Raw genomic sequence first — 15154 nt, forward strand, 5'->3', positions numbered from 1 at the left:
ACTGACAATGTGCCTTGGCCTGCCAATGACGATTGCCGAGACCGACGGTATCACGGCGCTGTGCGAGTATGGCAATGAACAGCGGCGCGTCTCGGTCATGCTGCTCGCCGATGTACCGGTCGGCGCCAAGGTGCTCGTTCATATCGACAGCGCGGTGCGGGTTTTGGACGACAATGAAGCAAGACTGATCTCGGAAGCCCTTGTCGGGCTTGAGGCCAGCCTCAACGGCCAGGACATCGATCGATTCTTTGCGGACTTGATCGGTCACGAGCCACAATTGCCGGAGCACTTACGCTAGCCGTTCCGCTCGCTTGCGCCGCCTGAAGGGATCTCACAGTTCGAATTCCAATCGCACGTAACGTTTGCCTGGAAAATATCAGGCGCTTCGCCGTCGGTCCGAGTGCGAGGCGCGGCCAGAGCATGATTGGCATGCGCCTTGCTAACCGCCTGCTTGCAGAAACGAACAACATGAGAAAGGCGTCTGATGAAATTGCAGCCGGCGCAGCATGGTTCGGCGCGACCCCCTCCGTCCGACTTGGAGGGCGTCAGCGTCGATGCGCGTCTAGCCGCGCACGCTCAAGTGGGGGTGACTGTGATGCCGCTGTCGGCGGCCGAGCTCCGGATCATCCAGCTCGCATTCTTCCTTCTTGAAGTTGTCAAGAGGTTTCGGCAAGGCACGCAAGGCGCAGTGGTTTTCCGCATCGTTAATGGCACACGAGTCGGCAGGCTCGGTCGACGTAGACCGTCGACGCCGAACCCATGCTCTAGGCACGATGAACTCTGCCTGATCGGCAAGAGATCGGGCCGTTTGCTTGCGATCAACTGCATCTCCGTACCGATCATTAGGGCACACGCCGCCAGCACTTGCGTCGGCAAGTGCATTGCCCCTCGATGCGGACAACGGAACCTCGTATCATGAAACCAGCGATCTCCGTTGTATCCGGCGGCGCCGACCGGGCCACGAGCGACCTTGCCACTGGCTCTGCAAGTCTCGATGTATTCCATACCGGCCCCATGAGTGCGCTCGCCGGCGGCGCCTGGCGCGATGCGGACGAGCGTGGAAGTAACTATCCGAACGCCACCTTGCTGTTAGCAAACGCCGCTGCTGCCGTTCGCGGTCAGAGAAGCGGTGCTCGGACACAACTGTACGGACTCGCAAATCTTAGCGATGGCGAACGCAAGTTGATCGACGAATTGCTCGGAGAAGGTGAGGTGGCCGGCGTGGTTGCGCTGCCAGATGGCTCTTTGGCGCAAATCCGGGAGTCTGTGCTTGCGGGAATCTGGCGCTTGCGCATCGGCACCGAGCCCGCGCATGAATATGTTGAGGTCGGGTCGATTCCGCAGATTGTTCGGCGTGCCGCAACTGACCTGACGTCCGCCGATCTTGTGATCGGCATGCCGCCGAATGGCGCGATGAACGTTCAACCGGTGCTGGCCGAAATACGCGAGCGGGCGAGGGTCTGGCGATTAGGCATGCACGCCCATGTCATCAATCTGATGTCACTGCCAATGAGCATTATGGATTTGGCATTCCTACAGCAAAGCTTGGGCAATGGACCGGTCCAACTCATGTTGCACGGCTACGGCACCTGCCGAGTGCAGGCGACCGGGATCAGGAATGTCTGGTCCGTGCAGTTCTTCAATTCTACGGACGACATCATCCTTGATACGCTGGAGATCGGCGGCGTGCCGATTGTTGCGTTGGCTGCCGATGAGGATTTCCAGGACTCAGCCGAGCGCATGCAGGAAATTATCGAGGCGTACTTCACATGAAGACGTCGGGCATTCGGCATCGGGTGGGATCCCGCAGACGGCGCATGCGCATGGACTATAGCTTGCGCGGGATGATGGCGGAGTGTTGCGCATGAGCCCTGTTGCCCGCAACAAAATCGATGTCCACATATTGCTAGCTGCCGACGTAGTCGCCTCGGTCGAGATCCTGCCGCGAGTCCGGCCACCGCTGGCGCGGATGTTCGCCGGAAAGGAGCCCTCGACAGTGCTGACCGTGCTGCCGCGGCTTTTCGCGTTGTGTGTCGCTGCGCAGAAAACTGCATTATTGTCCGCCCTCGAGACGGCGCGCGACGAAGTGATCACCCGCGCAACAAGGCAGCAGCGGATTGCACTTATCGTTACTGAGCGCATCGCGGATTTGGCACGGAGCCTTTTTGTCGGACATCTTACGTTAGATGTCGCCAGTGCGGCAGCAATCCGCTCCCTGATGTCGGAACTGTCAGCGTTTGTCCGCTCCGCACAGCCAGCCTGGAGCTCCGCTCAACGCGAAGCAACCGCGCGGATTGTCGCTGCGCTGGCCGCGCTCGGTCTACATGAGGGGGAGGCGCTGAGGTCTGGTAGCCCGCTGGCGCTTCGCGTTGCGGCGCTTAATGACGTCGACGTGAAGTCAATCCCGGCGGGGCACTCATTCCTGTCTGTTGCTGACGACCTCAACATCACGAAACGGTTGCTCGGGGATGACTCGACGTTCTGCTATTGTCCCGATGTTGACGGACATGTGCCCGAGACGGGTCCATGGGCGCGCCAGGTCAGCCGGGATCGGCTCCCGCTGGGACCCTTCGGTGCGGCCGAGCGGCTGATGGCCAGAATTAATGAAATCCTCCGGCTATGTGCCTGGCTCAAGGCCGGCGCTCAGATTGGTGCCGCGGAGCATGGGATCATCGAAAGATATAAGCTAGGGCCGCGCCGTGCAGCGGCCGCGGTCGAATGCGCTAGGGGCCGTCTCTACCACGCGGTTGAACTCGATGCTCAGGGCCGAATATCCCGCTTCGAATTCCTTGCGCCGACGGAGTGGAATTTCCACCGGCGCGGACCGCTTGTACGGAACCTGCAAGGCGCGGTGCTGACGGCTCGAAGACGCGAAGATGCAGTTCATGCGGTGATTGCATCGCTCGATCCGTGCGTCGCGTTCACCCTCAACCTTAGCGAAGTTCGCGATGCATGAAATGGCGATTTGTCTTGGCATCATTCAGATCGCCGAGGAGAAGGTACACGAGCGATCCTCTTCGCGGGTGCGGAGCATCTGTCTGGAGATGGGAGCGCTGAGTCATGCGGCGCCTGAAGCGATCAGGTTCTGCTTTGCTGCCGCTGCAAGGCGGACCATTGCCGAGGGCGCGGCTCTTAACATCGTCGAACTGCCAGGCGTAGCCTGGTGCATGAGCTGTTCGAAGAGCGTCGAAATTACTCGGCGCGGTGAGTGCTGCCCTTGCTGCGGCAGCTATCACCTGCAGGTGACCGCGGGCGAACAGATGCGCGTGAAAGAGCTGGAGATCGATTGATGTGTACTGTTTGCGGCTGCCACCAAGGGACGCCGTCCACAAAACGCGCCGAGCCGAATGATGCGGAGATGCATGAGCGATCCCTTCAGGACGATCGCGATTGCCATTCTACCCTTCCACCGGGCGAGCGACGGCCGCCGCCGTCAAACCACCCTGGTGATAGCTATAATCGCTCTCCTCGCTCAGCCAATCACCAGCCGCATAACGCGCAGGCGCGTCCGAGCGGCGTCGATCCGCCTGATTTGAGGGGCTGTGGCAAGAGCACAAAGCGGCTCGTTGAGATTGAGCGCGATATCCTGGACAAGAATAATGGAATTGCGGCGAACAATCGCGCGCTCTTCGTAGCCGATGACCTGCTTGTATTTAATCTATTGTCCAGCCCCGGTGCTGGCAAAACGACACTGCTCGTCCGCGCGGTGTCCGAGCTCAAGCGCAGCCGGTGGGTCGGGGTCATCGAAGGGGACCAGCAGACCTCGAACGATGCCAAACGTATTCAGGCCGCCGGCGTCCCAGCCGTTCAAATCAATACCGGCAAGAATTGTCATCTCGACGCTGCAATGATCGGCGAGGCTTATCGCTGCCTGCCGCTGCTCTCGGGCGGTATTCTCTTCATCGAGAACGTGGGTAATCTGATCTGTCCCGCTGCCTTCGATCTTGGCGAAACCTGCAAAATCGTAGTGTTCTCGATTACTGAAGGTGAAGACAAGCCGCTCAAATATCCTGATGTGTTTGCCGCTTCGTCGCTCATGGTGATTAACAAGATTGATCTAGCGTCGCTGCTCGAATTCGATGTGGGCAAGGCCATCGAATACGCCAGACGGGTCAACCCAAAGATCGACGTGATTGTAGTTTCGGCTCGGACTGGCGAAGGCTTTGCCGCGCTCTACGCCTGGATCGATAGACAGGCGGGCCGTCAGAGGCACGCGTTCGAGGACAATGGGCAATGAGCGCCGCAGCCACGTGCGACGGAACACGGCTGCGCGTGGTCGTGAGTGGGGCAGTGCAGGGGGTCGGCTTTCGTCCTTACGTCTATGGACTTGCCGTTCGGTACGGATTGGCGGGGTTTGTCATCAATGGCCCTGAGGGGGTTATCATCGAGGTTGAGGGCCACCGCGCCTCGGAGTTTGTCGCCACGTTGCCGCTCGAGGCGCCTCCATTGGCACGCATAGTCGACATCTGCGTTCGCGAGACTGCGGCGCTCGCAGCGAAGGGCTTTTCGATCGGTACGAGCGAAGCCGGCAAATTGTCAACGCAGATCGTCGCTGACGCCGCGGTCTGCCAGCAATGCCTCAAAGAGCTATTCGATCCAGAAAATCGGCATTACCTCTACCCCTTCATCAGTTGCTGCCATTGCGGCCCACGCTACACCATCGCCGAACGGCTTCCGTACGATCGCCGCAACACTGTGATGAGGGCTTTTAGTTTGTGCGCCGCGTGCGCGGCTGACTATGCCGATCCGGCAAGCCGCAGGTTTCACGCGGAGGCGATCGCGTGCCCAGCATGCGGTCCTCGGCTCAGCCATGGGATCAGCGATATTGTCGCGGCAATCGCGCGGGGGCAGATCGTGGCGATAAAGGGGCTGGGCGGATACCAGCTTCTTTGCGATGCGCGTAATCAGGATGCCGTGCAGCGTTTGCGCAGGAGAAAGCACCGCCTTCAGAAGCCGTTCGCGGTTTTGGTCGACTCCGTCGAGCGCGTCAGCGAGATCGCGGAGGCGAACGCGCCCGAGCTAGCGCTGCTAAAATCCGTAGCACGTCCCATCGTCCTCCTGCCATCGCGCAACAATCTGGCGCCCGCCATAGCACCTGGTTTATCGCGAGTTGGTATCATGCTGCCCGTAGTGCCGCTGCATCACCTCATCTTCCATGCGCTTCGCTCGCCAGGTGCACGTGCGGGGTCTAGCCCGGTCATGGTGGCCACCAGTGCCAATCTTTGCGGCGAACCGCTCCTGATTGACAACGCGCAGGCGCTGCGGCGGCTCAAGGGAATCGCCGATCTTGTCGTGACCCATGATCGCGATATCTTGACGCGTGCTGATGATTCCGTGGTTTCGGTGGTGGCTGGCCGGCCGCAATTCGTTCGTCGTGCCCGTGGCTATGTTCCCGAGCCGATCCGGCTTGCGAGATCCGTCCCGCCCGTGCTCGCCGTCGGCGGCGAACTGAAATCGACCGTCACCATCACCCGGGACAACCAAGCGTTCGTCTCTCAGCATATTGGCGATCTAAATACGGCCGAAGGCATCCGTGCGTTCGAGAAGACGATCCGACACCTCACATCGAGCCTTGACGTGGAACCTGTCGCTTTCGCCCATGATCTGCATCCCCATATGGCTTCTACCCGCTTTGCGCAAGCAAATGCTCGCGCGCTGATCGCGGTCCAGCATCACCACGCACACGCTGCCGCAGTGATCGCCGAGCATGGGCATGTGGGACCAGCGCTTGCCTTGGTGCTCGATGGCCATGGCTTCGGCTCCGACGGCGGTAACTGGGGTGGCGAACTATTGTTGTGCGAAGGGACGTGGTCCCGTCGCATCGGGCACTTAGCGCCTCTGCAGATGCCTGGTGGAGATCGTGCAGCCCGCGAGCCGTGGCGTATGGCGAGCTCAGTCTTACACGGGCTCGGCAGGGGCAACGAAATCGGGCAGCGTTTTGCAGCACAACGGCAAGCCGCGTATGTGTCGGACTTGCTCGATCAGCCGGGCGGGATCACCACGACCAGTGCGGGACGGTTGTTCGACGCGGCAGCGGCGCTGCTCGGGATTGGGCATTTGCAGAGCTATGAGGGCGAAGCAGCGATGAAGCTCGAAGCGCTGGTGCGGCGGGCAGCGATTCTCGAAGCCGGCTGGACGATCGATGGCGGCGTGCTGTCGCTTCATCCGCTATTTTCGCGGTTGATTGCTGATGACATTGACGCCGCAGGCGGAGCCGGGCTGTTTCATGGCACTTTCGTCGCCGCCTGCGTCGAGTGGGTCACGTGCGCCGCGCGGACAACCGGCGTCAACACCGTCGTTCTGAGCGGGGGCTGCTTCCTGAACGCGGTGCTCGCGGACGAGATCCCGCGCGGTTGCAGCGCTGCCGGTCTTACACCGTTGGTGCCGCGGCGGCTGCCGCCCAGTGATGGCGGTTTGAGCCTTGGCCAAGCCTGGATTGCCGCTCTACAGATTGCTCAACAGTCGTCCGCCGGGAGAGGATCTGCCTGACATGTGTCTTTCGGTTCCGGCGAGGATCGCGAAAATTCTACCCAACGACGTGGCTCTCGTGTCGATCGACGGCATCAGCCTGGAGATATCGATTGCCCTCGTCGACGAGCTCGATGTCGGCGATTACGTCCTCGTCCATGTCGGCTACGCGCTCGCCAAGATCGATCCGACAGAAGCCAAACGCACGCTGGAGCTCCTGCAGGAGCTAGGCAGCGCCGCGCAGGAACGCCGGTCATGAAATATTCTGATGAATTTCGCGACAAGATCATCGCGCAGGGACTTGCGCGTGCGATTGACGCTGAGGTGAGTTCGCAAAGAGCCTATCGGTTCATGGAATTTTGCGGCGGACACACTCATGCGATCTCCCGCTATGGCCTCGAGGATCTGCTGCCCGCGAACGTCCGGATGATCCACGGGCCCGGTTGTCCCGTCTGCGTTCTGCCCGCAAGCCGAATCGACATGGCGATCCGGCTCGTCGACCGACCAGAGGTCACTCTCTGCGTCTACGGCGACTTGATGCGCGCGCCCGGGTCGCAAGGACAGTCCCTGTTGCGAGCCAAAGCGCTGGGCGCTGACATTCGGATGGTTTACTCGACGCTCGACGCTATCCGGCTCGCCGAACAGATGCCGGGCCGCGAGGTGGTCTTCTTTGCCATCGGATTTGAGACCACGACACCCCCAACGGCGAACATGATCCGGATTGCCGAGAGCAAGCGGATGGAGGGCCTGAGCGTGTTCTGCAATCACGTGCTTACACCCTCTGCGATGCACAGCATTCTCGAGAACCCGAAGATCCGCAACACCGGTGGCGTCCCAATTGACGGCTTCATCGGGCCTGCACATGTCAGCACCATTATCGGTACGCAGCCTTACGAGCCGCTGGCAGAACAGTTCGAGAAGCCGATCGTGGTTGCGGGATTTGAGCCCCTCGACGTGCTGCAAGCTATATTGATGCTGGTGCGGCAAGTGAATCAACACCGCTATGAGGTAGAAAACCAATACAGCCGTGCAGTGACACGCGAAGGCAATCGGCGCGCCAAGGGCGAGGTGTCGCAGGTATTCGAACTGCGTGATCAGTTTGAATGGCGGGGGCTTGGACTCGTACCCAACAGCGGACTGAAGCTGAAGCGGTCTTATGCAAAATTCGACGCCGAGACACGTTTTGCGACCCGCGATATGCCTGTCGCAGACAATCCGGCGTGCGAGTGCTGTGCGATCCTGCGTGGCGCCAAACGGCCGGTCGATTGCAAGTTGTTTGGAAACATCTGCACGCCGGAAACGCCGATAGGGGCCTGCATGGTGTCATCAGAAGGGGCTTGTGCGGCGTATTGGACCTATGGCCGAGTTCGCGATGAACAGGTGAGGCAGAGGTCATGAGCGTGAAATCCTATCCACGCAAGCTCGACGTAAAGAACGGGCGCGTTGAACTTTCCCACGGATCCGGGGGCCGTGCCATGGCACAGCTGATCTCCGACCTTTTTCACCAAGCCTTCGGTAATGAATGGCTCGCCCGCTGCAATGATCAGTCGGCGTTTGACGTTTCGGCAGGCAGGATGGTGATGACGACCGACGGCTATGTGGTTTCACCACTGTTCTTTCCCGGCGGCAATATCGGGTCATTGGCTGTGCACGGCACGATTAATGATATCGCGATGTCTGGTGCGCGTCCCCTCTATCTGTCATCCAGCTTTATCATCGAGGAGGGTTTCCGGTTTTCGGATCTGAAGACGATCGCGGATTCGATGGGCGCGGCAGCACGCGGGGCCGGCGTTTACATCATTGCCGGGGACACCAAGGTCGTCGAGCGCGGCAAGGCAGACGGTCTGTTCATCTCTGTGGCCGGGATCGGGCTTGTGGCCGATGGGCTGGATCTCTCCGCCGACAAGGTAAGGGTCGGGGATCGTGTGCTGGTGTCCGGAAGCCTCGGCGACCATGGGGTGGCGATCATGTCAAAACGTCAGAACGTCGCTTTTCAAACCGAAATCGTCTCGGACTCAGCAGCGTTGCATCATCTCGTAGCGGTCATGATTGCCGCCGGCGGTGGCGGCATCCGGGTGATGCGCGACCCCACGCGCGGCGGGCTCGCTGCGACTCTCAACGAGATTGCGCATCAATCCGACCTCGGGTTCCATTTGCAGGAATCAACCATTCCGGTGAAGCCTGCGGTTGCGGCTGCCTGCGAACTTCTTGGACTAGAGCCGATCCATGTCGCCAACGAGGGCAAGCTCGTTGCGATCGTCGCGCCTGATGCGGCCGATGCCGTACTTGCTGCCATGAAGGCGCACCCGCTCGGGTCCGATGCAGCTGATATTGGCGAGGCGGTGGCTGACGATCACAAATTTGTGCAGATAACCACCTGTTTCGGCGGCCGACGCCTCGTCGACTGGCTGTGGGGCGAACAATTGCCTAGGATCTGTTGAACAGGGTGCGCACTCTGCGGCTGACGGCGTTTCAGAAACGTCCACTGATACAGCTCCTTCACGCCTTCGACGTCCACGACCTCGGCGGTGGCCCGCAAGACGTGGCAGCGAAGGTGCTCGCCTCCGACCACGCCCACCGTCCTTCGGTCGAGTGGAAGGACTCGCATGCCCGTCGCAAGGCTAACCGGCTCATTCATGATTCCACCGCCCTGGTCGAGCGCGGTTATCTGAAACTTCTACGCGGCGTGTGAACGGCCCCAATCCCCAAAGCCATCGTCCCGGTAAATTAACCCGCGCCCGCTGGTAGCGCCTGGCTTCCCATGGTTGCGACCCTGTTCCTCGAGAAGGCGCTCGATCGGCGCAACGCTGATCGTGCACGGCCGCAACTCGCACGAGCAGCAACCGAATCCGCCTAACTGCCGCCGACTCCCATACAGCCAGCCTCAGCAGCGGAAGAGGCCGACCGGAAGATCGTCGCCCACAGAACGAGCGTAACTCTCGAGAGCGAGCCTGTGGCTGCCAACTGGCTGCCACAGGGATGAACAACGACTTCACGGGAGGTCCGGCGAGAAGTTCGCAAGTTGGATTCAGGCTACAGCTCTTCTAGTATTGCCGTATACAGTAGTCTCGAACTGAAGATAGCTTCCGACCGAAGGTTGGGTCGGCAAAGGGCAAGATCTGTGTTGCCCGGTAGCCGCCAATCCCATTTCAGCGGTCGATCCAATAGCAAAGGTTGGCGAGACCGGCCTAGGTGAGCGCACCAGCGAGGCGCCCCGTAACGGCATCCTGCTCATTGACCATAAACGTGAGAGCCCAACCCTTCGACATTCCCGGGAAGAACTCGGCATAATTCGACAGATTTGGGATGACGCTTGGCAGGCCTTGATCTTCATGCTGGCGAGGCAAGCCGTTTCTGGCCGCCATCTCGACTGTCTCCTTCTTGAGGACGCGCCGCACGAGCCCTGTCCGTCGTTCAACCACATACGGATGAACTTGGCACAATCCAGGGCCGTCGAGTAGAGGCCGTGCCCTCCCATGTGGACCTCGGGGTCCTGCGGAAGAATGAAATCGGCAAGCGCCGTGAGATTTCCGTCATCGTCCCGCTGGAATGGGTCATGGTGAACGCCGAGTCCTCCATACCGAGGGGCTCGAAGATGCGCTCGTTCATGACCTCTCCGAGTCGCTTGCCGGTGATCGCTTCGACCACCTGACCGGCTCAGTCGATGTTGGAGCCGTACTCCCACTTCTCGCCGGGCCCGAACAAGCGATGCGGTGATAACGCTGGGTTGGCCATGCTCCTGAGCGAGCCGGTTGTAGGTCTCGTTAAAGAAATTGTAGCCACGCCCGCTGTGTGGAGCAGCAGCATGCGCGAGTGACGTTGCGGTTCGGCGGACGCAGCTTGGGGTTGCCACTGTCATCGAAAGCCCTCGATCACCTGCAGCTTGCCGATGGCCGGCGCATAGGTCTTTGCCGGAGCGTCGAGGTCGAGCTTGCCTTCCGCCAGTTGCAGGCACGCCGTCCCGGTGATCGCTTTGGTGGTCGAGAAGATCGCAAAGACGCTATCGGTCGTCATCTCCTGGCCGCCGCCGAGCTGCCGCTTCCCCGCGGCTCCTTCATGGATGTTTTCCGTGCCGATCGGTTGTCACTGCCACCACGGCGGGAACGCCAGGCGCTGAATTGACCGTCCTCTTCAGCACGTCATCGCAAGCCGATTTCAAGTCCGTCGTTCTGCTTTCCTCCTCATGTTGGCATTACCGTCGGCGTCGCCGGAGAGGGCTCTGCGAAATTTCGCCCTCGCTGCGTGTGTCAATCGGCAAAGGATGTCTATGATCGGTGATTTTCCATATCGCAGCGGCTTTGAGGACTGTTCAGGCTAGGGTGGTGGGTTTACCTAAGGCTGCGTGGCAGGCGACTTTCAGGGAGGGGGAACGTCGACGTTGAGGCAGGCTCTGCTGTTTGACCCCAAAGGAGATCCGATCCGGCAAGACCACAAAGTCTTGTCAACGACTGGGACGAGATCCGCGACTGGTCGAACCAGGTCTATATGCCACACCGCGTATCCCCCACGGGCAAGCTGGCCCGCCCCGGATTCCACTATGCACTCGGCGCAGATCGGGCGGATTACTGTCACCCGCTTTGCCTACGGCATTCCCGTCAATATCAAGGAGTCGCAGGACGCGGGCCATGCGGTTGTCCTGACAACGATCGGTGACAACGCAACGCACTTCGTCGATGCGACCCGAGCTGAGGCAATCGCCATCGGCGAGAGCTCCGCCGTCGATTGCAGCCGAACAGACTACAATGTCGACTTCGATCCTGATCATCTCCAGCTCAATCTGACCATCCCGCACAGCGTGCTCGAGCGGGTTTGTCGCGACTGGTTCGGCTTCGTGCCGGACAATGTGCTCTGCCAATACAAGACCCGGATCGGAGGCAACAATTCGAGCTGGTTGGCTTTGATGGAATACATCGTGCGCTGCATCACCGATGCGCCCAGCTGTCTTTGCACGTGACCGCGTCGGGCGACACCTCGAGCAGACGATCTGTATCCACTTGTTGAACGAATGGGCCAGCCGCGCCGATCTGGACCGAGAGAACCCCCGCAAGCGGCTTGCCCCTCGCGCGGTCAGGCTTGCTGAACAATATATGGCCATCATGCGCCGAGTGCATTTCTTCGGGAGTAGCGACATGCAAGGCGTCAGGCGCGATCTGTGCGGTTCGGCTCCGGGACAGAGCGTGTCGAGTGTGGCCTATGCCTGGGCTACATAAACCTAGGCGAGTTCGCGCGCGCTTACCGCGCACGATTTGGCGAGCGACCACCGGAAACGCTCTGGCGCCGTTGACTCCCCAGACCATCGTCGGCTCCGCACCCGCTTGCTGTTTGAGTTTAGCGCCACGTCTCGGCGTTTGCTGGGCCACGGACAGCGGGTCGGCTGGCTCGGCCCGGCAAATTGCGCCGCCTGCCCAATTATGATGATGCATCGATCCCGGGCGCTCCCGAACTTGAGGCCAGATCACGTCGAAGAACGCGAGGAAGAACTAGGATCTGTACCTAATTAGCGAACCCTGATTGGTTCGCACCGAGTTGATTCGGCGCAGTGGACTTCGATGCGCAAAGGGCTGTTCTGGCTCAACGACAAGCAGTGGCCTCAGATAAAGCCGCATCTGCCCACGAACCAGCCTGGCCCGGCGCGCGATGACGATTGACGCATCATCAGCGGCATCATTCACATGCTTCAGTGCGGCGCACGCTGGCGCGATTGCCCGCCAGACTATGTTCCGTACACGACGATCTGCAATCGTTTTAATCGCTGGGCCAAGCGCGGACATTGGCAGGCGATCTTTAAAGCACTCGTCCGCTGCGGCAACAGCGCCCTTCCGTATCCGGGCGGGGCTTCGTTCATTTCGTTTGATCCTTGTGAGGCTGGCGTGACGTTTTGCGGAATAGCCGCGGCATGAGGTCTTCGATCCTGCTATGGGGATGCCGTTCAAGTACTTTGAAGGTCTGCTGCGAGATAGACAGTAGCTTTCTGCGTCCGAAAGCCGATATGAGAAGTAGGAGAGTATATCTTTGGAGGAAGGCGCGGAGCTCGCGCCGGGACTGCCGTTTTTGAGACGATACCGACAAAGTTGGTGGGATTGTCGTGCTTGAAACCAAGTTCAGGTGCTTCTCGGCCTCGGGCGGCTGGAGATTCCATCTGCTTTGATTGGCCTGCCTCTTGCAAAGTTCAGGCAAGTCGCAGACGCGATCTCTCATGTGACTCTTTGAGACCAAATCCAGCGCTTCGTAGCTTCCGTCCAGTTCGCAAGAGCTTGGCCGGCCGACCCAGTCCAGGACATGCCCCTAAATAAGTCGCTCCTCCTCGCGCATCACTCTCCATGACATGTTATCCTCGGCGTTTCCCCATACCTTAGTGGCCAGCGTGTCGGCAGGTGATCCTTTTCTTTGGCTTGAGAGGAGGAAGGCGCCGCGCGCATTGAGGTGGGCTCGCAAAGAGACCCGTAAGACACTAGTGACCCTACAATCGGATTGGCGCTATAGGCGCTTCCACCAGGGCGCGCTCACCATCAGGAAGGGCCGAGACGACATCCCGAAGGTTTCCTTGGGATGGCGCGGCCTAGACAATTTCACCCGAGACGAGAAGCACGTGCGCGGCGTCTGGCGTCGTACCACGCTTGATAGCTATCGCACCAAAGAGCCGCAATGGGAAACTATTCTGGACGTGGACGCGTTAGCTGCGAAGGAGAAGAAGAATTGGGTTTTTAACGGAGACACCAGATGCCTACAGCCCGAAGAGCGGCTGTGCTTGGTCAAACTTTTCGATGGCGGAAGGGAAGCTGCATTTGTACGCGAGTTTGACCAAGATATGAAGGCCTTCGTCAAAACCGGCTTCAATCTCCCTGAGGGAAAGCAGGATGTCGACTGGGTAGACCGCGACACTATTCTGGTTGCGCGAGATTGGGGCAAAGGGACCATGACACGTGCCGGTCATCCCTTCGTCTTGAAGGAGGTCAAGCGCTCTCAGCCGCTCGCGCAAGCACGCGAGGTCTTTCGCGGCGAACGGACCGATTATAGGATTGAGCCATTCGTGCTGCGAGACAATGAGGGCGCGGTCCATGCGACCGGCGCCATACGAGTCACGAGCCGCGATGAGCGGGAGTATATACTCCTGGGACCCAAGGGACCAATCAAGCTCCGTCTGCCCAAGCGCGCGGAGATCGGCGGCATCACCGGTGGCCGCCTGCTCATTAAACTTGATAAAGGCCTTGATGAAGATTGGGCGCCGTTCGGTGGCGCCGGCTTCAGGGGCGGCTCGATGATCTCGTATGATTTGGCGGAATGGAAGCGGGATCCGCTGCATGCCAGGCCCTCGCTTGTCTTTCAGCCCGGGCCTCGACAGGAACTCAGCGGCTTCCTCATCAGCAAGAGCTTGTTGATACTCACAGTCCTTGACAATCTTCAGGGCAAGGCATTCACCTACAAGTACGACCGCGGCACTTGGCGGGTCACGTCCATTCCACTTCCAGAAAATGCGAATGTCAGCCTGTTAACCGCTTCCGATACTTCCGATCGAGTAGTGTTCACCGTCTCCAACTACCTCAAGCCGACGTCACTCTGGTACTTTGACGCCGAGACCGAACACCTTGAGTCCTTGAAGGTCGCGCGTGAAAGCTTCAACGCGTCTAGACATGTCGTTGAGCAACTCAAGGCGACCTCGCGCGACGGAACGCGTATTCCTTACTTTTTGGTGCGGCCCCGTAACGCCCGTCTCGACGGTTCAATTCCTACTCTTCTCTATGGCTATGGCGGCTTTGGGCATCCCCTCCTGCCGTCCTATGATGGGGTCATGGGACGACTCTGGCTCGAACAGGGCAACGCATATGTCGTCGCGAACCTGCGCGGCGGCGGCGGGCTAGGGCCGCACTGGCACGAGGCTGCCCAGGGAGCGTCGAAGCAGCGCACATGGGAGGACTTCATCGCAGTTGCGGAGGACCTGATCAGGCGGAAGGTCACAAGTCCGCGGCGGCTGGGAGTGGTCGGCGCCAGCCAAGGAGGCCTGCTGGTGGGAACCGCGCTGACCCGGCGCCCCGATCTCTTCAATGCAGCGATCGCGCGGGTACCGTTGTTCGACATGCTTCGGTTCACCAAGCTGACATTGGGCGCGCTCTGGAGGGGTGAATATGGCGATCCCGCCATTCCCGACCAACGCGAATGGATCCAGCGTTACTCGCCTTATCAGAAGCTGGTGCCAGGCAGAACCTATCCGGCTCCGTTCATTCTCAGCGCGACTAACGACGACATCGTACATCCAGCACACGGCCGCAAGGCAGCCGCCAGGCTGCGTGCGCTTGGCCAGCCGTATTTCTACTATGAGGATTTCAAGGGCGGACATGGGCCCGCCACTCCTATCGAAAGTGCTCGCCAGGATGCGCTCATCTACATCTATGCACATCGGCGGCTTGTCGATGGTGGGTGAAGTGGAGCACGATCAGCTCGTCAGTTGTTACTTTCACCAACGCTGACTAACATCAGCTCGTGCAGCCCTCGGCAGCTTTGAGAACTTCTCAGTGGAGGCAAAGTGGCAGTCGGCTGGAGACCCTTTCGATATTCAGGCAGCGCGCAAGGGAAGTCGCTAATTAGGCTCAGACCCCGCATGCCGACCAGCGCCTTGAAAAGCGGTGCCGGGTAATGAGCCATCGTTCGGCCGGCGCCTCCTAGGGTCTGTACCTAATTAGCGAACTCT

Annotated in this window: 12 protein-coding genes and 2 pseudogenes; 13 read left to right on the forward strand and 1 reads right to left on the reverse strand. The window is 59.9% G+C overall.

From position 1 onward, the window contains the following. The first annotated feature begins 7 nt into the window (after window positions 1–7). The 10 genes from ABIA40_RS00360 (at window position 8) to ABIA40_RS00405 (ending at window position 9160) form a co-directional block, all read left to right on the forward strand. Window positions 8–298: a HypC/HybG/HupF family hydrogenase formation chaperone gene (locus ABIA40_RS00360; protein WP_035999129.1), complete on the forward strand. Its 291-nt coding sequence runs from the start codon at window positions 8–10 to the stop codon at window positions 296–298. 617 nt (window positions 299–915) lie between these two features. Next, window positions 916–1773, forward strand: a complete 858-nt coding sequence (locus ABIA40_RS00365; RefSeq protein ID WP_035999136.1) for a hydrogenase expression/formation protein — start codon at window positions 916–918, stop codon at window positions 1771–1773. Between the two features lie 91 nt (window positions 1774–1864). Beyond that, entirely contained in the window at window positions 1865–2956 is a 1092-nt protein-coding gene (locus ABIA40_RS00370; protein ID WP_035999139.1) for a hypothetical protein, read from the forward strand. Continuing rightward, a complete protein-coding gene (gene hypA, locus ABIA40_RS00375; RefSeq protein ID WP_035999141.1) occupies window positions 2949–3290 on the forward strand; it encodes a hydrogenase maturation nickel metallochaperone HypA in 342 nt (113 codons plus the stop codon). The genes ABIA40_RS00370 and hypA overlap by 8 nt, the downstream gene beginning before the upstream one ends. Then, window positions 3290–4237: a hydrogenase nickel incorporation protein HypB gene (gene hypB / locus ABIA40_RS00380; protein ID WP_050991967.1), complete on the forward strand. Its 948-nt coding sequence runs from the start codon at window positions 3290–3292 to the stop codon at window positions 4235–4237. Before hypA ends, hypB begins: the two co-directional genes overlap by 1 nt. After that, entirely contained in the window at window positions 4234–6489 is a 2256-nt protein-coding gene (hypF, locus tag ABIA40_RS00385) for a carbamoyltransferase HypF (protein ID WP_404538109.1), read from the forward strand. Before hypB ends, hypF begins: the two co-directional genes overlap by 4 nt. Window position 6490: 1 nt before the next feature. Then, window positions 6491–6727 (forward strand): HypC/HybG/HupF family hydrogenase formation chaperone, encoded by a 237-nt coding sequence (locus tag ABIA40_RS00390; protein WP_225124671.1) that lies wholly within the window; start codon window positions 6491–6493, stop codon window positions 6725–6727. Then, complete coding sequence (gene hypD, locus ABIA40_RS00395) at window positions 6724–7866, forward strand: hydrogenase formation protein HypD (protein ID WP_225157489.1); 1143 nt, start codon at window positions 6724–6726, stop codon at window positions 7864–7866. The genes ABIA40_RS00390 and hypD overlap by 4 nt, the downstream gene beginning before the upstream one ends. Continuing rightward, entirely contained in the window at window positions 7863–8909 is a 1047-nt protein-coding gene (gene hypE, locus ABIA40_RS00400; RefSeq protein ID WP_404538113.1) for a hydrogenase expression/formation protein HypE, read from the forward strand. Before hypD ends, hypE begins: the two co-directional genes overlap by 4 nt. Window positions 8910–8914: 5 nt before the next feature. Then, a complete protein-coding gene (locus tag ABIA40_RS00405; RefSeq protein ID WP_225124710.1) occupies window positions 8915–9160 on the forward strand; it encodes a DUF2285 domain-containing protein in 246 nt (81 codons plus the stop codon). Between the two features lie 336 nt (window positions 9161–9496). Here the strand turns inward: ABIA40_RS00405 and ABIA40_RS00410 are convergent. After that, window positions 9497–10627: pseudogene (locus ABIA40_RS00410) on the reverse strand (serine hydrolase domain-containing protein). Window positions 10628–11005: 378 nt separating this feature from the next. Between ABIA40_RS00410 and ABIA40_RS00415 the strand changes: the two are divergent. The 3 genes and pseudogenes from ABIA40_RS00415 (at window position 11006) to ABIA40_RS00425 (ending at window position 14887) form a co-directional block, all read left to right on the forward strand. Then, window positions 11006–11422, forward strand: coding sequence for a hypothetical protein (locus ABIA40_RS00415; RefSeq protein WP_370157556.1), 417 nt, complete (start codon window positions 11006–11008; stop codon window positions 11420–11422). 595 nt (window positions 11423–12017) lie between these two features. Further along, window positions 12018–12270 (forward strand): annotated as a pseudogene (locus ABIA40_RS00420) (transposase); the annotation flags it as partial. A 523-nt stretch (window positions 12271–12793) separates the two neighbouring features. Further along, a complete protein-coding gene (locus ABIA40_RS00425; protein WP_404538115.1) occupies window positions 12794–14887 on the forward strand; it encodes a prolyl oligopeptidase family protein in 2094 nt (697 codons plus the stop codon). Window positions 14888–15154: the final 267 nt, after the last annotated feature.

Origin of the sequence: Bradyrhizobium sp. USDA 223, from assembly GCF_044909005.1 — a bacterium.
GTDB classification, from domain to species: domain Bacteria; phylum Pseudomonadota; class Alphaproteobacteria; order Rhizobiales; family Xanthobacteraceae; genus Bradyrhizobium; species Bradyrhizobium yuanmingense.